We start from the raw sequence: 20,749 nt of genomic DNA on the forward strand, positions 1-20,749 counted from the left end.
AAGATCCAGGTGGATGTTTATAAAGATATCGGCTGGAAACACAGCGTGCCGGATGAGGAGGTCATGGTGCTTCACACCCTGGCGGTAGACCCGCTGGAGAAAGGCAAAGGATACGGGAAAGCATTCATCTCTTTTTATGAGGCCTATGCCAGGGAACATTGCTGCAGGGAACTGCGGATCGATACCAACGCCATCAACCAGAGAGCCCGGGCCATGTACCGGAAGCTGGGATATGAGGAGCGGGGGATTGTCCCCTGTGTATTTAACGGGATCCCGGGTGTGCAGTTGGTGTGTCTTGAGAAATATCTGGATGGAGGGAACGAAAGATGGACAGCAGAGAATTAAATGAACACTATGAATTTCGGAGCATTCTCCCCGACGAGGCCGGTCAGACGGCCGAGATCGAGCGGATCTGTTTTCCGCCAAATGAAGCCTGTTCGCCGGCGATGATGAAGGAACGGGTGGCGGCAGCGCCGGAGTTTTTCCTGGTGGCAGTGGATCGTCAGACAGGGAAGATCGCCGGATTTTTAAATGGACTGGCTACAGATGAGGAACAGCTTCGGGATGAGTTTTTTAAAGATGCAGGACTCCACCACCCGGACGGAGCGAACATCATGCTCCTTGGTCTGGACGTGCTGCCTCAGCACCGCGGGCAGGGACTTGCGCGGGAGCTGATGAGCCGTTACCTTGCCCGGGCGAAGGAAAAGGGCAGAAAGGCAGCAATCCTGACCTGCCTGGAGGAGAAGGTCCGGATGTATGAGAAGATGGGCTTTCAGAACAACGGGATCTCCCAGTCTGTCTGGGGCGGAGAAGAGTGGTATGAGATGAGCTGTGTGCTGAACGGATAATTGGAGAGAACGGAGGAGAAGGAAAATCCCTGCGGAACGTCGAACTTAAGATAACGTTCTGCAGGGATTTTTTTTAGTTTGTGCTGTTTTCTTCCTTCACACTTACTTCCTGCCGCCGTCTTACATCCCGCTGGAGGAGCTTGTAGACTGTGGCTGTGATAGGCACTGCCAGCAGCATGCCCACTACGCCGTTCAGCCCGCCGCCGATGGTGACGGCGGCCAGCACCCAGATCCCCGGAAGGCCTACGGAAGAGCCTACCACTCTGGGGTAGATCAGGTTGCCTTCCAGCTGCTGCAGGACCACGATGAAGACCAGGAAGCCCAGAGCCTGGATGGGATTGACTGTGGAGATCATGAAGGCGCCTACGAAAGCGCCCAGGTATGCGCCCACAACCGGCAGCAGCGCGGTGGCGCCGATCAGGGTTCCGATCATGCTGGCGTAGGGGAACCGGAAGATGGACATACCGACGGTACACAAAGCGCCCAGGATCACCGCTTCCGTACACTGGCCGATGATAAACCGGGTAAATGTATCGTGGGCGGTGGAGATCACCACATCCAGCCGGTGATACCATTTCTCCTGCAGGTAGGTCTTGGCCAGTGTCTGGAACTGGTGGAACAGCCGTTCCCGGCCGGCCAGGATGTAGATGGAGAAGATCACTGCCACGACAAAGTTTATGATCAGGGAGCCGATGCTGCCCAGGATATACATGGTAGATGAGAAAATGTCGCTCAGGCCGCTGGTGATACGGGCCGCCGCCTGCTGAAGGAGGTGGGGCCAGTCCATGTCCAGGGAGTTGAGGAATTTCTGCAGCTGGGGCCAATCCTGGTCATGGGCGGAGAGCCAGGCGATAAACTGGGAGACTGCGCTTGGGATCTCTTTGACCAATACGCCGATGGCGTCTGCAAGCTGGGGGATGACCAGCAGGATGATCAGCGCGATGGCCGCGATGATCAGTCCGATGGAACACAGGATGCTGATGGGGCGGCGCACTCTGTAGAGAGGAGCGCCGGGCTCCCGGAAGAAGGGGAGCCGTTCGATCCGTGTCACCAGGATGTTCAGGATATAGGCGATGGCGCAGCCGATGGCCAGAGGTTTGATGATCCCGGTAAGATCAGCCAGTGTTCCCATCACAGAGTCGCTGTATTTGAGAAAGAGGACGATCAGGACCAGGGTCAGTATGCCGAGAGCCAGCCGTTTTCTATTCATAAGGAATCCTTCCTTTCCGAGTTTTCTTCAGTGAAACCATCATACCACAGATTCAGAGCAGGTAATAGAGCAAAATGAAAAGAAATCCGAAAGCGGGGGACTTTCGGATTCTTTTGTGTTGTCTATGCAGAGTATATACCGTCTACGGTGATCCGCTTAAAGAAGCGGGACAGGCCAAGAGAGACGGTTTTGGCTCTGGATGCCGGGATCTGACGGATGTAGACAGAGCCCAGGTCGTGGGGGAAACTGTGGTATTGCTTGTTTTTTAAGGCCAGCGCCTCGTCCGGATCAACAAACCTTGCTGATATATTTAACATGGGGCCGCCTCAGGTATTGCACATTTCCGGGGAGATCAGGATGTCCCGCTGCTGGTTTTCCTGCATGTAAGTTTTCAGGCGTTCTTCTAACTGAAAGGTCATAGGTCAGTCCTCCTTTTTTCAATTTCTATTTCAATGATGAGTTTATTATAGCGAAGGAAGAAGGAGAGTTCTGTGACCAGATCACAGAGAGGAGGATCGAAAATAACCTGGCAGGATCAGGCGGAAAAGGATATAATAGCAGAGAAGAACATAGAAAAAGGGCAGTTGTGATCCTGCCCGAAGGAAAAGAGGAGAGCATAATGGCCGGGAAAACTGCCGTAAGCTGCGAGACCTGCACTTATTATACCTTTGATGAGGATTATGAAGAATATGTCTGCGATATGGACATGGATGAGGACGAGTACATCCGCCTGATCTCAGACTCTCACTATGAGTGTCCTTATTATCGGAACGGGGACGACTACCGGATCGTCAGGAAGCAGATGTAAATTTTTTATCCCTTTTCCATAGGAATTGTCTGAAAAGTGTGCTAAAATAAGGACAGATTCAGGAAAGGCGAGGTGTTTCGTATGAACAGAGAAACGTTAGAGTATGTAGTTGAGAAGACTAGGGAGCTGATCCAGGCGCCTACCTGTTCCCAGGAGGCAAAAGACGCGGCCCAGAGCTGGCTTGACGCTGTAGGTACAGAGCGGGAGGCAGAAGAGACGAAGAAATATATCGCGGAGCTGGAGGAGGACATCGTGACGGTGGACGGCCTGATCGCGTTCGCGGAGTCTGAAGCGGGAGCTGCTGTATTTGGCGACAATGCGCCCAATGTTGCGGAGCACGGGAGACAGATCAAGGCTCAGGGCGCAGTTTACTGCGACTGCCCGGCCTGCGCGGTGGTTGAGGCGATCCTGGCGAAGAAAGGGGAGCTTTTATGAACCTTGAGGCATTAGAACAGAAAGCGCCCATTGTCCGTAAACTGGCCAATGCCCAGGAAGTGAGCTGGATCAATCCATACTATGGGAAGACGGAAGAGGCGCTTAGAGGGATCGATCTTTCCATGGCGGATGTGGAAGAGGCGGCGGCCCGTCTTCAGAGATTCGCTCCCTTCATCCGCCGGGCGTTCCCGGACACGGAAGAGACGAAGGGCCTGATCGAATCTCCGCTGCGGGAGATCCAGGCGATGAAAGAAGAGTTGAATCAGTCCTGGAAGGCAGGGCTTACCGGCAGGCTTCTTCTGAAGATGGATTCCCATCTGGCGGCGGCAGGGTCTGTCAAGGCAAGAGGCGGGATCTATGAGATCCTGAAGCATGCGGAGGAGCTGGCGCTGGAGCAGGGAATGATCCGTCCGGAAGAGGATTACGGGAAATTCGCGGAGCCGGAGATGAAGGAGTTCTTTTCCCGCTATGCGGTGCATGTAGGCTCCACCGGAAACCTGGGCCTGTCCATCGGGATCATCAGCGCCACGCTGGGATTCCGGGTGTACGTTCACATGTCCCAGGACGCGAAGCAGTGGAAGAAGGACCTGCTGCGTTCCAAGAACGTGCAGGTGATCGAATATACAGGAGATTACGGAGCGGCAGTGAAACAGGGCCGGGCAGAGGCGGAGAAGGATCCCTACAGTTATTTCGTGGATGATGAGAATTCCGTCAGCCTGTTCCTGGGATATGCTGTGGCGGCCCTGCGGCTTCAGGGGCAGCTGGATGAACTGGGAGTTGTGGTTGACGAAGACCATCCCCTTTTTGTCTATATCCCCTGTGGCGTGGGAGGCGCGCCGGGCGGTGTGACCTTCGGGCTGAAGCTGGTCTACGGGGATCATGTACATGTGTTTTACGAGGAGCCTACTCAGGCCTGCTGTATGGTCCTTGGCATCGCCACCGGCCTTCACAGCGAGATCTGTGTCCAGGATATCGGATTGTCCGGCAAGACGGAGGCCGACGGACTGGCAGTGGGACGCCCCTCCAAGTTTGTGGGGAAGACGGTGGAACACCTTCTCAGTGGCGAATTTACCCTGGAGGATGAGAAGCTCTACCTGTATATGAAGGAACTTCTGGACCGGGAAAATGTATTTATTGAGCCCAGTTCCTGCGCAGCGTTTGCAGGTCCGTGCAGGATCCAGTCGGAGGATGTGTGCCTGGAATATCTGAAGGAGCAGGGGATTGAGGACAAGATGGAGAAGGCCTCCCACATCGTGTGGGCGACAGGCGGTTCCCTGGTGCCGGAAGACGTAAGAGAATCCTATATTCAGAAAGCAATCGAGACAGAAGAGAAAGCAGGTGGCAGATAAATGTTAAAGTTATATGATGCACATGGAGATATCTGGTATGACATTGTACAGCACAGTCAGAAAGGCGAGCGGGATATCTTCCGTAAGTATCAGCTGCCCAAATTCCAGAAGGGCGGCGTGATGGGCGGAACCTTTGTAATGTGGATCGACCCGCCCCACGATGAAGATCCTAAGAGAAGGATCAAAGAGATCGAGAAGGCAGTAAAGCAGGAACTGGAAGATGCGGCGGATATCTTAAACATTGTCCGGAAATACGAGGATTTTGAGAAAGGGACCAAAGAAGGCAAGATCAATGTGATGATGGGTCTGGAAGGACTGTCTTACATTGGGGAAGATATTGACCAGATCAATTACTATTATGAAGAGTTCGGCGTCCGCACCATGATGCTGACCTGGAACGAGGAAAATGCGCTGGCCTCCGGATGGCCGGGAGACCCGGAGAGAGGGCTGACTGCCAAAGGCAAAGAAGCCATACGGCGGATGAACGAGCTGGGCATGGTCCTGGATGTTTCCCACATCAATGACAAGGGATTCTGGGATATTCTGGAGCTGTCTGACGGACATCCGGTGATCGCTTCCCACAGCAATGCCCGGGCAGTGTCTCCTCATATGAGGAACTTAAGCGACGACATGATCCGGGCGCTGGCCAAAACCGGCGGCGTGATGGGAATGAACCGGGCGGACGGGTTCATCCACCCGGACAAGGCAAAGCAGACGGTGGAAGGTCTGGCGGACCACGTGGATTATATCCGGGATCTGGTGGGCATCGACCATATCGGCTGCGGGTTTGACTTCGAGGATTACGTGGATCAGGCCGCGCTTAGCAAAAACGGGATCGATAACGAGGATCCGGCGGGAACGAAGGGAATCGAGAGCGCCGCGCAGGCCCATAATTTCCTGGACGTGCTGGAGAGTCGGGGCTATACCCAGGAGGAACTGGAGAAAGTGGCCTACAAGAATTTCTACCGGGTATTCAAACAGGTGCTGAGATAGGATATGCGACAAAAAAGAGAACGCAGATTAGCTCTGCGTTCTCTTTATATTATTCGGAATCTACAGTTTCTCGCCGGTGAGCATCTCATATCCCTGGAGATATTTGTCGATGGTCTTCTGAACAATCTCTTCCGGCAGAGTCCAGTCATTCCCCGGATTGGCTTTCAGCCAGTCGCGGGCGAACTGCTTGTCGAAGGAAGGCTGGCTGTGTCCCGGCTCATAGCCTTCCGCCGGCCAGAAGCGGGAACTATCGGGAGTGAGCATCTCGTCGCCCAGCACGATGTTTCCATCTTCATCCAGGCCAAACTCGAACTTGGTGTCTGCGATGATGATGCCGCGGCTTAAGGCATAGTCCGCGCATTTCTTGTAGAGAGCCAGGGTGTAGTCCCGCAGCTTGGCTGCGTACTCTTCGCCCTTGCCCGGGAAATATTTCTCCAGGTGGGCAATGCTCTGCTCATAAGAAATGTTCTCGTCATGATCGCCGATCTCCGCTTTGGTGGAGGGGGTGTAGATAGGCTCAGGAAGCTTGTCGGATTCCTTTAAGCCCTCCGGCAGCTTGATGCCGCATACGGTGCCGTTCTCCTGGTAGCTGGCCCAGCCGCTTCCGGTGATGTAGCCCCGCACGATACACTCGATGGGAAGCATGTTAAGCTTCCGGCACATCATGCTGTTGCCGTCGAATCTGGGCTGCTGGAAGAACTCCGGCATATCCTTTACATCTGTGGAGATCATGTGGTTGGGAAGGATGTCTTTGGTCATGTTGAACCAGAATTTGGACATCTGGGTCAGGACCGTTCCTTTCTTGGTCACATCATTCTTCAGGATAACGTCGAAACAGCTGATGCGGTCGGTAGCCACCATGATCAGGCTGTCTCCGTTGTCGTAGATCTCACGTACTTTTCCTTCTTTGATTGGCTTCATAGTACATCCCTTTCTATGGTAATTGATTTGTTTGAGTATCCTCTAAATAATAGGAAACCAGATTTCCAGCTAAAAAGCAATAGGAATTTCTCAAAAAATGAAAAAAACACTTGATTTCTGTTAAAAGTTTGTTATAATAATATTTGTTCGCTGACAGTAATGCGGATTGGTGTAATGGCAGCACAGCAGACTCTGACTCTGTTAGTAGAGGTTCGAGTCCTCTATCCGTAGTTCCTTGGCAGGGGCGCCGGATGCTTGAATATATAAGTGTCCGGTCAACTTATCGGAGTGTGGCTCAGCTTGGTAGAGCGCTACGTTCGGGACGTAGAGGTCGCAGGTTCAAATCCTGTCACTCCGATTTTGGTTTTGGAGGCTGTAAACCCAGTAAAATCAAGGGTTTGCGGCTTTCTTTATTTTTTTGAAAAACACGTCTAAAACGGAAAAAACTGGTTTTTTCTAACCATTTTTCTAACACTTTTCCAACGAAGCGATATTTTGGAAGGTGTTATCCAGAAAGGAAGCGGGTATGAAAGTTTTGATCATAGACGGCCAGGGCGGCGGCCTGGGCCGGCAGCTGGTAACAGCAGTAAAAGAGAAGTGTCCGGAGGCGGAGGTACTGGCGGTGGGGACTAACAGTACCGCCACGGGCGCCATGCTCCGGGCGGGAGCGGATCAGGCGGCCACCGGGGAAAACGCGGTGCTGGTAGCGTGCCGACGGGCGGACGTGATCATCGGGCCCATCGGGATCGTGATCGCAGACTCCATGCTGGGGGAGATCACCCCGGCCATGGCTGCGGCGGTAGGCCAGAGCCCGGCCAGAAGGATCCTGCTTCCGGTGAATCAGTGCGATAACCTGGTTGTGGGAGCCGCGGATCTTAGCATGGCGGATAAGGTGCGGGAAGCGGCAGAGCTCCTGCGCGGACTTCTGGATCAGTAGATGGAGAGGAGAACGGCAATGCGGGGAAAAGAAGAGATCCTGGAACATATCAATGCATTTGTCCGGGAGTATCAGAAGGGAAGAGAACTGACTGCGAGATGGAAACTGCCGCTGATGGGATTCGCGGATGCGAACAATCCTTATATACGCAGTTTGAAGGAGCTGATCTCGCCTACTCATTATCTGCCGGAGGAATTTCTTCCAGACTGTAAGACTATCCTGTGTTATTTCTTTCCCTTTACAGAGGAGATCGCCCGCAGCAACGAGGAAGGGGAGGAACCTTCTGCCGTCTGGGTGAGGGCCTATCAGGAGACCAATCAGATGTTTGTAGAGCTGAACCGGTCTCTGGCAGAGCTTTTTGCCTCCTGGGGCTACCGGGCGGTATCGCCGGATCCGGTGGGGATGATCGACGAGGAGCATATCTACAGCAACTGGTCCCAGCGACACATTGCGTATGCTGCGGGCCTTGGGACTTTCGGGATGAACAATATGCTGATCACAGAGGCGGGGACCTGCGGCCGGTTTTATTCCCTGATCACCGATTATCCGGCGGATACGGACGGGCCGGTTCGAAAAGAGCGGTGCCTCTATAAGTGGAACGGTTCCTGCGGCCTGTGTGTGAGGAGATGCCCCATCCATGCACTGACCCTGAAGAGTGGATTTGACCGGGTTGCCTGCCAGAGGCACCTGGCGGACTTTGAGAAGCGGCTGGGGGCAGATGTATGTGGGAAATGTACACTTCAGCTGCCCTGCACCTATAGAATACCAAATAGGGACGGAGTTTAGGACTTCCGTCTCTATTTATTTGCGCAAATATTTTTGCACAGGTTCCAAAGCGATTTGCTGGTAATTTGGCAGGGGGTCTGGTATTCTGGGGTAAAGATATTTTTCTGAAGGGAAAGAAAGCAGTATGGGAAAAACTGAGAATAGAGAAAATGCCTGCTCTCTTGCCGAGCGTCTGGTGGCGCTCCGAAAAAAGCAGGGATACAGTCAGCAGGAGATAGCGGATCGGTTGTCTGTTACCAGGCAGACCATCTCAAACTGGGAATGTGGACAGGGGGCGCCTGCCCTGGATAAAGCGGCGGAACTGGCAGCCATTTACCAGATCAGCCTGGATGAGCTGGCAGGACTTGCAGATGAGCGAGAAGCGCCGGGAGTGGATCTTCATATTCTTAAGAAGCTGGAGGGGCGGCGCTGCCAGCTGGAATTTACAGAAGAGAATACAATGGACGCGATGATGGACGGCCTGTTAGACAATGCCAATGTCCGGATCCTGGAAGTGGGAGATCGCCGGGTCAGGATCGAATATGAGAGAAGAAAAGAAGATGCTATGTTTCAAAAAGAGACGGTGGTGCGGGAAGTAGAGCATTCGATGATCATCGGGGTATCTTTTGCGGAAGAAAAGGAGAGTTGACATTATGACAACGGTACTGATGTTTTTCATGGTATTTATGCTGGCATACGGGATATATTTTCTGTGTACCCATTTGGAAAAAGAAGAAAAGAACGGGAAAAAAGCGCCGCAGAAGGACGGACATGGATGGGCGGAGATCCTTCCCGGGTATAGGGGACGGACCATCGAAATAGTAGTGAAGGATCCCATGTTCGGGATTGGAGTGATCCACAGTCAGAAGGGCATTTTGCAGGATCTGGACGATCAGTGGATGGAAATGGTATGCGAAGAAAAAAAGAAGAAGGTTATAAAGATGATCCGTCTGGATCAGATCAGCGGAGTAAAAGAGATCCTGTAAATTGTGTGAATTGGGCAGAACTGCAAAGACTTTCAGAAGATTTACAACAGGTACTGGGCATGTTAAAATATAGGGGCAGAAGGAAGGAGCTGCAGGGATATATACAAAAGAACGAAAAGTATTTCAGCAGTGTAGATGCGGAGACCTATCAGGCGCTGTGCAGCTTTTTGAATATGGAAAAGGGAATAAAAGAGGTGGAAGCCATTCAGAAGGAGGAGCGTGTGAATATGTGTCAGGCATTGGAAGAATGGTATCAGGATGCGTTGAAAGAAGGAGAAGTAAAGGGCAGAGAATCTGGGCGCGGCGAAGGGATTGCCCTGGCAAAGAAAGTTTTCCGCTTGTCAGCGGAAGGACGGACGGAAGCGGAGATTGCAAAAGAGGCGGGAATCGGCCTGGAAGAGGTGCGCGGTATTCTTGAGTAACAAAACGGTTGCCGGCAGTTTTTCTATATGGTAATATTAGAAAAGAGCTCCGGCAGGAAGCCGGAAGATGCGTCAGAAGACGTGAGGATTATGATACAGAAGTTTTATCAGATATAAATGGTTGCCTTATGGCAACGGAGATACAGGTTGACAGGAAAGATATCAGGAAGGTATCTGTTTTCAGGAGAAAGCAGACATCTTCCTGTTTCTGTTTGTAAGGAGGAAAGAAGGTATGACATTACAGGAGTTTTTTAAAGAAGTCCCCAAAGCCGCGGTGGCCTTTTCCGGCGGTGCGGACTCTGCCTTTCTCCTGTGGGCTGCCAGGGAATACGGCGCGGATGTCCGGGCCTATTATGGGAAGACGGCCTTCCAGCCGGCCTTCGAACTGGAGGATGCCAGGCGGCTGGCGCGGGAATTGCAGGTGCCGATGACTGTGATCGAAGAGGATATCCTGGCGGTGCCGGAGGCGGCGCAGAACGGCCCGAAGCGCTGTTACTACTGCAAACGGGCGCTGTTTTCCGGCCTGCGCGAAGCCGCGCACCGGGATGGATACCCGGTGCTTCTGGACGGGACCAATGCTTCTGATGACGCGAAAGACCGGCCGGGCATGCAGGCGCTGCGGGAGCTTCAGGTGCGGTCGCCTCTTCGGGAATGCGGGATCACCAAGGAACAGCTGCGGCAGATGTCTAAAGAAGCCGGTCTGTTTACCTGGGAGAAGCCGGCCTATGCCTGCCTGGCTACCCGGGTGCCCTCGGGAACGAAGATTACGTTGGAGACTCTTAAAAATGTGGAGCGGGCGGAAGAGATCCTGTCAGAACTTGGCTTTGCGGATTTCCGGGTGCGTATCTGCCAGGAGGGAGCAAGGATCCAGGTAAGAGAAGAAGAGATGGTGGATCTTCTGGATCAGCGGGCGGTTGTTATGGAGCGGTTAAAGCCGCTGTTTCCCGCTGTACTGTTGGATCTGGAAGCCAGGAAGCCATCCAGATAGAAGGAAGGAGAAGCAATGGATAATAAACATGACATTTTAGAACTGCTGCGCCAGGTGGCGGATGGGAAGGTGTCGCCGGAGAACGCCATGCTGGAGTTAAAGGAGGCGCCCTTTGAAGACCTTGCCTATGCCAAGATCGATTTTCACCGCAGCGTCCGTCAGGGAGCCGCGGAGGTGATCTACGGAGAGGGCAAGACGCCGGAGCAGATCAAAGGGATCGTAGAACGGATGGGCGAAAAGGGGTGCCGTAACATTCTGGTGACCCGGATCAGCCAGGAGACCGGAGACTATCTGTCCCGGTTTGTTCCCGTAGATTACCACAAGATCCCCCGGCTTGGGATCGCATTTCCGGAAGACCGGCCGGGACGGGGAAATATTGTGGTGGCCACTGGAGGGACCAGCGACATGCCGGTGGCAGAAGAGGCGGCGCTGACTGCCGAGGCCATGGGAAATCATGTGACCCGGGTTTATGATGTGGGCGTGGCGGGACTTCACCGCCTGCTGTCTAATCTGGATATTCTCATGCAGGCCCGCTGCGTGATCGCAGTGGCAGGCATGGAAGGAGCTCTGGCTTCCGTGGTGGGTGGCCTGGTGGACTGCCCGGTGATCGCAGTACCCACAAGCGTAGGCTACGGCGCCAGCTTTGGAGGACTGTCGGCGCTTCTGTCCATGCTGAATTCCTGCGCTTCCGGGTGCAGTGTGGTGAATATCGACAATGGATTCGGGGCCGGGTATCTGGCCAGCCGGATCAATCAGATGGAAGGGATCAAGGAGGAATAACAGATGCGGACATTATACATCGAATGTAACATGGGGGCAGCCGGCGATATGCTGATGGGAGCCCTGTATGAACTGCTGGAAGATAAAGAGGGATTTCTGAAAACCATGAACAGCCTGGGACTGCCCGGCGTGCATGTGGAGGCGGAGGCGGGAAAGACCTGCGGGATTGCCGGGACACATATGCGGGTGACAGTACACGGGGAGGAAGAAACTGCCTGCGGACACGATCATGCGCACGATCATCACCACCACCATCATCATCACGCCACGCCGGGGCATATCGGGGAACTGATCGACACCTTGTGCCTGCCGGAAGAGGTAAAGAAAGAGGCCAGGGCGGTGTATGACCGGATCGCCCGGGCGGAAGCCAGGGCTCACGGCTGCCCTGTGGGAGATGTGCATTTCCACGAGGTGGGAGCTCTGGACGCGGTGGCAGATGTGACCGGCGTATGTTATTGCCTGTATCTTCTAAAGCCCGGGCGGATCGTGGTTTCCCCGGTCCATGTGGGAAGCGGCACGGTACGGTGCGCTCACGGGATCATGCCGGTCCCGGCTCCGGCCACAGCCAACCTGCTGGAGGGAGCGCCAAGCTACGGCGGAGAGATCCGGGGAGAACTGTGTACGCCTACCGGAGCTGCGCTTCTTACCCAGTTCGCGGATGCTTTTGGCCCTATGCCGGTGATGACAGGCGCTGGCGTGGGGATCGGGATTGGAACGAAGGAATTTCCTCAGGCCAACTGTGTGCGGGTATTCCTGGGAGAAAGTCAGGAATCGGAAGGGACCGGCGCAAACGGCAGGATCACAGAACTGATCTGCAACCTGGACGACATGACGCCGGAGGCCCTTTCCTATGCCTGCGGCCGGCTTCTGGAAGCAGGGGCGCTGGACGTGTATACCCTTCCCGGCACCATGAAAAAAGGCCGCCCCGGCCATGTGCTGACGGTGCTGTGCGAAGAAGGGAAAGACGAGGAAATGGTCCGGAAGATATTCCGGGAGACAGCTACCAACGGAGTGCGGGCCCGCCGGTGTGAGAAATATTTTCTGAAGCCGGGAGTGGAGAAGGTTTCTACGCCCTGGGGCGAGGTGCGGATCAAGACCGCTTCCGGATACGGCGTCACTCATAAGAAACCGGAATATGAAGACGTGGTGAAGATCGCCAGAGAGCAGAACCTGCCATGGGGGAAGGTTCGGGATGAGGTGATCCGCCGGACGGACATTGACGGACAGGAGGAGAAGTAAGTGAGGCGGTTTACGGCAATCATTCTTACAGCAGGACTTGTGGCAGGGCTCCTGGCAGGCTGCGGTGGGAGTACCGGGAGTATGGAGAATGCCGGGGAGAGTCAGGTCTCCAGAGAAGATTCCGTCATCGTTGCCATGGAGCCTACGGCAGAGCCGGAGACGGGATTTGACCCGGCCTTTGGCTGGGGCGCAGGCGAGCACGTCCATGAGCCTCTGATCCAGAGTACTTTGACAGTGACCAACCCGGATCTGACCATCGGCTACGATCTGGCTACAGACACCAGTGTCAGCGAAGACGGACTTACCTGGACGGTGACTATCCGGGGAGATGTGAAATTTACAGACGGAGAGCCGCTGACTGCCGGGGACGTGGCATTTACCTACAACACGGTGAAAGAGACCAGTTCGGTCAACGATTTCACCATGCTGGACCGGGCGGAGGCCCTTAATGATACCACCGTAGTGTTCCACATGACCCGGCCGTTTTCCATCTGGCCCTATACCATGGCGGCGGTGGGGATCCTGCCGGAGCACGCCTATGACAGCCGCACCTACGGGACCAATCCCATCGGCTCCGGCCGGTATATGCTGAAGCAGTGGGATCAGGGGCAGCAGGTGATCCTGGAGGCTAACCCGGATTATTACGGGGAGGCACCCAAAATGAAGCAGGTGACCATTCTTTTTATGGAGGAGGACGCGGCGTTTCTGGCCGCCCAGGCGGGCCAGGTGGACGTGGCCTATACTTCCGCCACGTATTCGGATCAGAACATAGACGGGTATGAGCTGGTCGCTTACGAGACGGTGGACAACCGGGGATTCAATCTGCCGGCGGTTCCGGAGGGGACGGATGAGGAAGGCAGGCAGAGGGGAAATGACTTTACTTCGGATGTGCGGGTGCGAAGAGCCATCAATCTGGGGATCGACCGCCAGGAAATGATCGATCATGTGCTGAACGGTTACGGAAGCCCGGCTTACAGTGTTTGCGACCAGCTTCCCTGGTACAGCGAAGCTTCGGAAGTGGCTTACGACCCGAAAGAAGCGGGGAAATTATTGGACGAGGCGGGCTGGAGAATGGGACCAGACGGCGTCCGGGAAAAGGACGGTGTGAAGGCCAGTCTGAACCTGCTGTTTTCTACCGGAGATTCGGTCCGCCAGGCGCTGGTGGAAGATTTCGCGGATCAGATGGAGGAGCTGGGGATCGCCTGCACCACCGAGGGCGTGGGCTGGGATACGGCCTATGACCGGGCGCTTGCGGACCCGTTGCTGTGGGGATGGGGCGCCCATACCCCCATGGAGCTTTATAACATTTACCATACAGAAGAAAAGAGCGGCTCCGCACGATATTCCCCCTATGGAAATGAGGCGGTGGACGCATATATGGATCAGGCGCTGGCAAGCGGGGATCTGGAGGAATCCTATGCCCTGTGGCAGAAGGCCCAGTGGGACGGGACCACCGGCGTGACCCAGGAGGGGGATATCCCCTGGGTATGGCTGGTGAATATTGACCATCTCTACTGGGTGCGGGACGGCCTTAGGGTGGCGGAGCAGAAGATCCATCCTCACGGCCACGGCTGGTCTGTAGTCAACAACGTGGATCAGTGGAGCTGGGAAAAGTAGAAAGGAGCACGGCGTGAAACATCGTCTTACATTTGCAGGGAAAAAGTTCATACGGATGGGGACGCTGCTTCTGGGCGTAAGCCTGGTGACCTTTCTTCTGATGAGCGCGTCTCCCTTAGACCCGCTTCAGACCAACGTGGGCGAGACGGCGCTTGGGTCCATGAGCCGGGAACAGGTGGAAAACCTGAGAGCTTACTGGGGCGTGGACATCCCGGCGGCAGAGAGGTATCTTGGGTGGCTGGGAAATGCCTTGCGGGGAGACCTGGGAGAATCCCTTCTCTACCGGCAGCCGGTGCTTGCAGTGGTGGGTCAGAGGCTGTCCGGCTCGGTGCTTCTTCTTCTCACTGCCTGGCTGCTGTCCGGGATCCTGGGACTTGCTCTTGGCGTCCTTTCCGGCGCCTTCCGGGGGAGGCTTCCGGACCGGCTGATCCGGGGATACTGTCTGGTGATCTCCAGCACTCCGGCTTTCTGGCTTGCCATCCTTTTGCTTCTGATCTTCTCGGTATGGCTTGGCTGGCTGCCGGTGGGTCTGTCAGTACCTGCAGGCATGGAGGCTCAGACGGTGACGGCTCTGGACCGGCTGCGCCATGCCATCCTTCCGGCCCTGACTTTAAGTATCACCGGCGTGGCAAATATTGCGCTCCACACCCGGGAGAAGCTGGTGGACGTGCTGGAGTCGGACTACGTGCTGTTTGCCAGGGCAAGAGGCGAGTCCTGGAGATCCATTGTCCTGCGCCACGGCCTTCGCAACGTGCTGCTTCCCGCCATCACCCTCCAGTTTGCCTCTGTCAGTGAGATCATCGGCGGATCGGTGCTGGTGGAGCAGGTCTTCTCCTATCCGGGCCTTGGACAGGCGGCGGTGGAGGCAGGGCTGGGAAGCGATCTGCCGCTTTTGCTTGGGATCACGGTGATCACGGCGGCCATAGTATTTCTGGGAAATCTCATCGCGGACATTCTCTACGGCGTGGTGGACCCCAGGATCCGGAGGGGGGTGGCCAGAGAATGAGAAGAGAGAAGAGGAAAAACCGCAGGCAGGAAACCGCTGTATTCCTGATCCTGGCAGTTTCCCTGCTGACAGCGGTGACTATAGCGGGGATTTTTCTGAAAGACGCTGCCATGGAGACGGATTTTAGCAGCAAGAACCTGGCTCCTTCTATGAGCCATCTTTTTGGCACTGACTGGATGGGCCGGGATATGTTTGCCCGGACGCTGGCGGGCCTGTCCCTCAGTATCCGGATCGGGCTCCTGACCGCCTGTGTCAGCGCCGGGATCGCCCTTCTTATGGGAACCGGGGCGGCGGTGCTGGGGCGCCGGGCAGACGCCTGTATCTCCTGGTGGATCGACCTGATGATGGGGATCCCTCATATTTTGCTGGTGATCCTGATCTCCCTGGCCTGCGGCAAAGGGTTTCTGGGGGTGGCGGCCGGGGTGTCCTTCAGCCACTGGCCCTCCCTCTCCCGGGTGATCCGGGGCGAGGTGCTGCAGCTTCGCCAGGCACCTTATGTGCTGGCTGCAGGGAAGCTGGGAGCCGGGAAACTTCAGGTGGCCGGGCGCCATATGCTGCCCCATGTCCTGCCCCAGTTTCTGACCGGATTGATCCTGCTGTTTCCCCACGCCATCCTGCATGAATCCAGCGTAACCTTTCTGGGATTCGGACTTTCGGCAGAGCAGCCGGCCATCGGCGTAATCCTGTCGGAGAGCATGCAGTACCTGACTACAGGGAAATGGTGGCTGGCCCTATTTCCAGGGATCTCGCTGGTGCTGACTGTGGGATTGTTCGCCCTGCTGGGAGAGCGGGCAAGGCGGCTTCTGGACCCGGCCACTGTGCATGAGTAAGGGAAGGCCTGAGAAAAAAGCAATGGAAAGGAAGACGGGAGGAAACCCTATGGAACCGATTTTGGAGATCCGGCATCTGGCCGTGTCTTTCACACAATATGACAAGGGGCTTCAGAAGCGAAGGCTTGAGACGATCCAGGACCTGTCCCTTCAGGTCCGGCCGGGGAGAGTTGCGGCCATCGTGGGCGCCAGCGGGTCGGGGAAGAGTCTGCTGGCCCATGCGATCCTTGGGATCCTTCCCTATAACAGCCACATGGAGGGAGAGATCCTCTATGACGGTGAGCCATTGACCAGAGAACGACAGGAAAAACTGCGGGGGAGGGAGATCGCGCTGATCCCACAGGGCGTCACCTGTCTGGATCCGCTGATGAAGGTGGGGCCTCAGCTGTGGATGGGAAAGAAGGACCCGGAGACCAGGAGGCAGTTTCGGGAAGCCCTGGCCCGGTACGGGCTGGGACCGGAGACAGAGGATCTCTATCCCTTTGAACTGTCCGGGGGGATGGCAAGAAGGGTGTTGATCGCTTCTGCCGCTGCGGAGCGCCCCAGGCTGATCGTGGCGGATGAGCCGACGCCAGGACTGGATACGGGGACGGCCAGGAGGATCCTGGGACACTTCCGGGAACTGGCGGACGAGGGGGCGGCGGTGCTCCTTATTACCCATGATCTTGAACTTGCGCTGGAAGTGGCAGACCGGGTGTCTGTCTTTTATCAGGGGGAATCGGTTGAAGAGATCACACCGGAAGAATTCCGGCGTCCGGAGACTTTGGAGCACCCCTTTACCCGGGCGCTCTGGCAGGCGATGCAGGAAGAAGGAGGCGCAGAATGGAGTTAGAGGCAAGAGAGGTTACTTTTTATTATCCGGGAAAGAAGAAACATCCGGTGCTGGATCATGTGAACCTTACCATCGCGCCTGGAGAGCGGGTGGGATTAAAAGGGAAAAGCGGTCGGGGCAAGACCACGCTGTGCCGGCTGCTGGCGGGATACGAGGCTCCAAAAGGAGGACAGATCCTGCTGGACGGGAAAGAGGTAAGAGCCTACCGGGGCGTCTGCCCGGTGCAGATGATCTGGCAGCACCCGGAGACGGCAGTGGATCCCAGGCTCCGGATGAAGGAGACGCTTGCGGAGGCGGGGATCAGACTCTCGGGTACGAGAAAGAGCAATCCGGCAAAGAATGATGAAGAAACGCTGCGGGACCGGGAACTTCTGGACCGGCTGGGGATCCGGGAGGAATGGATGGACCGGTTCCCCTCCGAACTGTCCGGCGGGGAGCTGCAGCGGTTCTGCCTTGCCAGAGCGCTGCGCCCGGGCGTAAGATTCCTTCTCTGTGATGAGATCACCGCCATGCTGGATCTGGTGACCCGGGCCCGGATCTGGAACTGCCTCATGGAGGAGGCAAAGAAGCGGGGACTGGGGCTTCTGGTGGTGAGCCATGATGAGAATCTGCTGGGAAAAGTGTGTACCAGAGTGGTGGAGATGGAGGAACAAAAAGTTTAGCCGCGCCCGCTGTGCACTCGCAAACCCCGCCCTTGCGGGCTCTACCGCGGCGTTGCCGCAGGTTTGCTTGTCAATTGTGCATGCCTAAACTTTTTGTATAATATTACAGAAATTATTGCATAATTTGCTGAAAAAATGTATAATATTGGACAACAAAAGGAAAGAGAGGATTCGCTATGAAGCAAAATACCATGTTGGCAATGATCCTGGCTGGCGGAAGAGGTTCACGTTTGCATGAACTTACGAATAAAGTGGCTAAACCGGCTGTTTCATACGGCGGAAGATACCGGATCGTTGATTTTCCATTGAGTAACTGCGCGAATAGTGGAATCGATATTGTGGGAGTTCTGACGCAGTATGAGTCGATCCTTCTGAACAGTTATGTGGCTGCGGGCCGCCGCTGGGGACTGGACGCGAAGGACAGTGGCGTATTCGTACTGCCGCCCCGTGAGAAGGCAGACACAAACCTGGACGTTTACCGGGGGACTGCGGATGCGATTTCCCAGAATATTGACTTCATTGATACGTACTCACCGGAATACGTCCTGATCTTGTCAGGGGATCACATTTACAAAATGAATTATGCGAAAATGCTGGCGGAGCATAAGGCCAAGGGCGCGGATGCCACGATCGCGGTCATTGAAGTGCCTATGCGGGAAGCCAGCCGGTTTGGGATCATGAATGCGGATGAAGACGGACGGATCGTAGAATTTGAGGAGAAACCGGAACATCCCAAGAGCAATCTGGCATCCATGGGCATCTACATTTTCGACTGGAAGCTTCTTCGGAAAATGCTGACAGCCGACCTGAAGAACCCGGATTCCAGCCATGATTTTGGCAAGGATATCATTCCTCAGATGCTGCAGGACGGCAAGAATCTTTTTGCCTACAAATTCAAAGGATACTGGAAGGATGTAGGGACCATCGACTCCCTGTGGGAGGCGAATATGGACCTGCTGGACAAGAACAACGAGCTGGATCTGGACGACTCTACCTGGAAGATCTATACAGAAGATGTAACAGCGCTTCCGCAGTATATCGGACCGGATGCGAAGATCAAGAATGCCTTCATCACCCAGGGGTGTATCATTGAAGGTGAAGTTACCAGTTCTGTTTTATTTACCGGCGTGAAGATCGGAGCCGGCGCTAAGGTCATCGACAGCGTCCTGATGCCGGGCGTGGAAGTGGAAGAAGGCGCCGTGGTACAGCGGGCTCTGGTCGCGGACAATGTGAAGATCGGCAAGGAAGCCGTGGTGGGAACACCGGACAGCGAGCACATCGAGCTTGTGGCGAAGAGAGTAAAGGGGGTAGAATAGTATGGCAAGAGCATTAGGTATCATTAATTTTGCCGGGAATCACATCCATGTGGAAGGACTCCAGGCCTACCGCCCTGTAGGAGCGTTCTCGTTCCTGGGAAGATATCGGGTCATCGACTTCCCGATCTCAAACATGAGTAACAGCGATATCGATAATATCCAGGTATACATTCGCAGAAAGCCCCGTTCACTGGTGGAACATCTGGGAACCGGACGTCATTATAATATCAATTCCAAGAGGGGAAGATTACATATCCTGTTCTCTGAAAATGGAATGGAAAATGATATTTACAACAATGACATCGCGGCGTATATGGAGAACCTGCAGTGTATCGAGAAGGTACATTTCCCCTATGTGGTGATCGCCCCCAGCTATATGGTATATGCCATGGATTACAGCCAGCTTCTGCAGGAGCATATAGATTCCGGAGCGGACATTACCCTTCTCTATCACTCGGTTGATAACGCGAAGGAAGCGTTCCTCAACTGCAGTTTCCTGAACCTGAACCGGCAGAAAGGAGTGCTTTCCATTGAGACAAACCGGGGAAGCGCCAAGAACCGGAACATCTTCATGGACACTTATGTGATGAAGAAGGAACTGTTCCTGGAGCTGATCCAGAAAGCCCACAAGATGTCGGCTATGTATACCCTGGCGGACATTGTGAGCCGGGAGTGTGAAGAACTGGATATCCGCGGCGTTTCCCACAGAGGATATTTTGCCACGATCACGGATTTCCCCAGTTATTATAATGCAAATATCTCACTGATCGACTTTAAGTCGGCAAGAACACTTTTCGCAGATGAGTGGCCCATCTATACCAGGACCAATGATTCCTGCCCGACCCAGTATTTTGATACTGCAGAGGTGAAGAATTCCGTTGTGTCCAATGGATGTATGATCGAGGGAACTATTGAGAATTCTATCATCGGCCGGGGCTGTGTGATCAAAAAGGGCGCGGTTGTAAGAAACAGTATCATCCTGCCAGGCGCAGTTGTCGGTGAAGACGTTCACGCAGAGAATCTGGTGGTAGACAAGCACGCGAAGCTGATCCATGTGAAAGAAGTGGTGGCGGAGACCGGGCATCCGGGATACGTCAAGAGAGGGGACGTGCTGTAGATTCAGGGGTGTAGGGATGATATGGCAGAAATCAGACACACAAAAACGGAGTCAGCCCTTGCAGAGAATCCGAAATTGTTCGCGAAGAATCCTTAACATCAAAACACCGGAGATTTCATGACCAGAGCAATTCGCAGGGAAATCTGATGATTTCCCTGCTCAGGCTCTTTTCAGATTTGACTGGAAGTCAAATCTTCCCGTGAAATCTCCGGTGTTTTTCTGTAACGGATTCTAACGCTCCAATACGGATTTTCTGCAGGAGCTGACTCCGTTTTCTGTGCATTCTGATTCTGTCAGAACATCCACAAAGCCCTGTCTTCTTTCCAGCCGCAGGCCGACTAACACGTATCAGGCCTTTGTTGGGACAGTTGGCGATAAGGCGGGGACCGGATGATTGCGGAGGTTAAGCGTCAGCCTCGGAGCAATCGCCGGGGCCCGCCTCTCGGTAATGTTCATAAAATTCCCCCTGCCAATTTGTCTATCCTGCCATCTTGCCTTTTCTTCGTCTCTCTACTATAATGAACAGACAATCATCTGGAGAATTCTTTTCTCCACCTCAGCCGGATTTCCCGGCTGTCCTTTATTTCCGGCGGTTTCCGCCACTTATTTCCAGACCTTTTTGAGTTCATTTAAAGGTTGCAGCATGTTGTTTTGTTTCCTATAATGAAAGTGAGGTACTTATGAATCG

General features: G+C 54.7%; 24 protein-coding genes and 2 tRNA genes. 23 read left to right on the forward strand and 3 right to left on the reverse strand.

Annotated elements, in window-relative coordinates:
* Positions 1-345, forward strand: a 345-nt coding sequence (locus tag ACML7B_RS10340) for a GNAT family N-acetyltransferase (RefSeq protein WP_418541117.1), incomplete at its 5' end; no start/stop codon positions are given.
* The gene (locus ACML7B_RS10345; protein WP_346707672.1) at positions 327-848 is read left to right on the forward strand and encodes a GNAT family N-acetyltransferase; all 522 of its coding nucleotides are present in this window, start codon (positions 327-329) and stop codon (positions 846-848) included. The genes ACML7B_RS10340 and ACML7B_RS10345, both read left to right, overlap by 19 nt.
* A 73-nt stretch (positions 849-921) precedes the next feature.
* Here ACML7B_RS10345 and ACML7B_RS10350 read toward each other — a convergent pair whose 3' ends face one another.
* Together ACML7B_RS10350 and ACML7B_RS10355 are read right to left on the reverse strand one after the other, a co-directional pair.
* Positions 922-2,058 carry an AI-2E family transporter gene (locus ACML7B_RS10350; RefSeq protein ID WP_418541118.1) on the reverse strand — a complete coding sequence of 379 codons (1,137 nt, stop codon included), beginning with the start codon at positions 2,056-2,058 and terminating at the stop codon, positions 922-924.
* 122 nt (positions 2,059-2,180) lie between these two features.
* Positions 2,181-2,375, reverse strand: a complete 195-nt coding sequence (locus ACML7B_RS10355; RefSeq protein WP_157949556.1) for a hypothetical protein — start codon at positions 2,373-2,375, stop codon at positions 2,181-2,183.
* Between the two features lie 302 nt (positions 2,376-2,677).
* Here ACML7B_RS10355 and ACML7B_RS10360 point away from each other — a divergent pair, with 302 nt between their 5' ends.
* From ACML7B_RS10360 to ACML7B_RS10375, 4 genes are all read left to right on the forward strand, one after another.
* Entirely contained in the window at positions 2,678-2,866 is a 189-nt protein-coding gene (locus ACML7B_RS10360; RefSeq protein ID WP_106789051.1) for a DUF6472 family protein, read from the forward strand.
* A gap of 81 nt (positions 2,867-2,947) precedes the next feature.
* Positions 2,948-3,301 (forward strand): molecular chaperone Hsp90, encoded by a 354-nt coding sequence (locus ACML7B_RS10365; protein ID WP_106789050.1) that lies wholly within the window; start codon positions 2,948-2,950, stop codon positions 3,299-3,301.
* Positions 3,298-4,650, forward strand: coding sequence for a D-serine ammonia-lyase (locus ACML7B_RS10370; RefSeq protein WP_418541120.1), 1,353 nt, complete (start codon positions 3,298-3,300; stop codon positions 4,648-4,650). Before ACML7B_RS10365 ends, ACML7B_RS10370 begins: the two co-directional genes overlap by 4 nt.
* The gene (locus tag ACML7B_RS10375; RefSeq protein WP_418541122.1) at positions 4,651-5,643 is read left to right on the forward strand and encodes a dipeptidase; all 993 of its coding nucleotides are present in this window, start codon (positions 4,651-4,653) and stop codon (positions 5,641-5,643) included.
* Between the two features lie 60 nt (positions 5,644-5,703).
* Here the strand turns inward: ACML7B_RS10375 and ACML7B_RS10380 are convergent, their stop codons facing one another.
* Positions 5,704-6,564, reverse strand: a complete 861-nt coding sequence (locus tag ACML7B_RS10380) for a phosphoribosylaminoimidazolesuccinocarboxamide synthase (RefSeq protein ID WP_418541123.1) — start codon at positions 6,562-6,564, stop codon at positions 5,704-5,706.
* 160 nt (positions 6,565-6,724) lie between these two features.
* Here ACML7B_RS10380 and ACML7B_RS10385 point away from each other — a divergent pair.
* From ACML7B_RS10385 to glgD, 17 genes are all read left to right on the forward strand, one after another.
* Positions 6,725-6,795: transfer RNA gene (locus ACML7B_RS10385), tRNA-Gln, on the forward strand.
* A 53-nt stretch (positions 6,796-6,848) separates the two neighbouring features.
* Positions 6,849-6,922, forward strand: a tRNA-Pro gene (locus ACML7B_RS10390).
* A gap of 168 nt (positions 6,923-7,090) precedes the next feature.
* Entirely contained in the window at positions 7,091-7,501 is a 411-nt protein-coding gene (locus tag ACML7B_RS10395) for a DUF3842 family protein (protein WP_106789046.1), read from the forward strand.
* A gap of 18 nt (positions 7,502-7,519) precedes the next feature.
* The gene (locus ACML7B_RS10400) at positions 7,520-8,287 is read left to right on the forward strand and encodes an epoxyqueuosine reductase (protein ID WP_418541124.1); all 768 of its coding nucleotides are present in this window, start codon (positions 7,520-7,522) and stop codon (positions 8,285-8,287) included.
* Positions 8,288-8,411: 124 nt separating this feature from the next.
* Entirely contained in the window at positions 8,412-8,915 is a 504-nt protein-coding gene (locus ACML7B_RS10405; RefSeq protein WP_418541125.1) for a helix-turn-helix domain-containing protein, read from the forward strand.
* A 4-nt stretch (positions 8,916-8,919) separates the two neighbouring features.
* Positions 8,920-9,252, forward strand: coding sequence for a hypothetical protein (locus tag ACML7B_RS10410; RefSeq protein WP_418541127.1), 333 nt, complete (start codon positions 8,920-8,922; stop codon positions 9,250-9,252).
* A 59-nt stretch (positions 9,253-9,311) separates the two neighbouring features.
* Entirely contained in the window at positions 9,312-9,674 is a 363-nt protein-coding gene (locus ACML7B_RS10415) for a hypothetical protein (RefSeq protein WP_418541129.1), read from the forward strand.
* Positions 9,675-9,906: 232 nt separating this feature from the next.
* The gene (gene larE, locus ACML7B_RS10420; RefSeq protein ID WP_418541131.1) at positions 9,907-10,662 is read left to right on the forward strand and encodes an ATP-dependent sacrificial sulfur transferase LarE; all 756 of its coding nucleotides are present in this window, start codon (positions 9,907-9,909) and stop codon (positions 10,660-10,662) included.
* A gap of 15 nt (positions 10,663-10,677) precedes the next feature.
* Positions 10,678-11,442 carry a nickel pincer cofactor biosynthesis protein LarB gene (gene larB, locus ACML7B_RS10425; RefSeq protein ID WP_418541133.1) on the forward strand — a complete coding sequence of 255 codons (765 nt, stop codon included), beginning with the start codon at positions 10,678-10,680 and terminating at the stop codon, positions 11,440-11,442.
* 3 nt (positions 11,443-11,445) lie between these two features.
* Complete coding sequence (gene larC / locus ACML7B_RS10430) at positions 11,446-12,681, forward strand: nickel pincer cofactor biosynthesis protein LarC (RefSeq protein ID WP_418541135.1); 1,236 nt, start codon at positions 11,446-11,448, stop codon at positions 12,679-12,681.
* Positions 12,682-14,298: an ABC transporter substrate-binding protein gene (locus tag ACML7B_RS10435; protein WP_418541137.1), complete on the forward strand. Its 1,617-nt coding sequence runs from the start codon at positions 12,682-12,684 to the stop codon at positions 14,296-14,298.
* Between the two features lie 13 nt (positions 14,299-14,311).
* Entirely contained in the window at positions 14,312-15,304 is a 993-nt protein-coding gene (locus ACML7B_RS10440; RefSeq protein ID WP_418541139.1) for an ABC transporter permease, read from the forward strand.
* Positions 15,301-16,134 (forward strand): ABC transporter permease, encoded by an 834-nt coding sequence (locus ACML7B_RS10445; protein ID WP_346707692.1) that lies wholly within the window; start codon positions 15,301-15,303, stop codon positions 16,132-16,134. Before ACML7B_RS10440 ends, ACML7B_RS10445 begins: the two co-directional genes overlap by 4 nt.
* A gap of 49 nt (positions 16,135-16,183) precedes the next feature.
* Entirely contained in the window at positions 16,184-16,966 is a 783-nt protein-coding gene (locus tag ACML7B_RS10450) for an ATP-binding cassette domain-containing protein (RefSeq protein WP_418541141.1), read from the forward strand.
* Complete coding sequence (locus tag ACML7B_RS10455; protein WP_346707694.1) at positions 16,957-17,628, forward strand: ABC transporter ATP-binding protein; 672 nt, start codon at positions 16,957-16,959, stop codon at positions 17,626-17,628. The genes ACML7B_RS10450 and ACML7B_RS10455 overlap by 10 nt, the downstream gene beginning before the upstream one ends.
* Positions 17,629-17,804: 176 nt before the next feature.
* Positions 17,805-18,944 carry a glucose-1-phosphate adenylyltransferase gene (locus ACML7B_RS10460; protein ID WP_418541143.1) on the forward strand — a complete coding sequence of 380 codons (1,140 nt, stop codon included), beginning with the start codon at positions 17,805-17,807 and terminating at the stop codon, positions 18,942-18,944.
* 1 nt (position 18,945) lies between these two features.
* Positions 18,946-20,061 (forward strand): glucose-1-phosphate adenylyltransferase subunit GlgD, encoded by a 1,116-nt coding sequence (gene glgD, locus ACML7B_RS10465; RefSeq protein WP_346707696.1) that lies wholly within the window; start codon positions 18,946-18,948, stop codon positions 20,059-20,061.
* Positions 20,062-20,749 lie beyond the last annotated feature (688 nt).

This window comes from Massilistercora timonensis (assembly GCF_048354975.1).
Lineage (GTDB): Bacteria > Bacillota > Clostridia > Lachnospirales > Lachnospiraceae > Massilistercora > Massilistercora timonensis.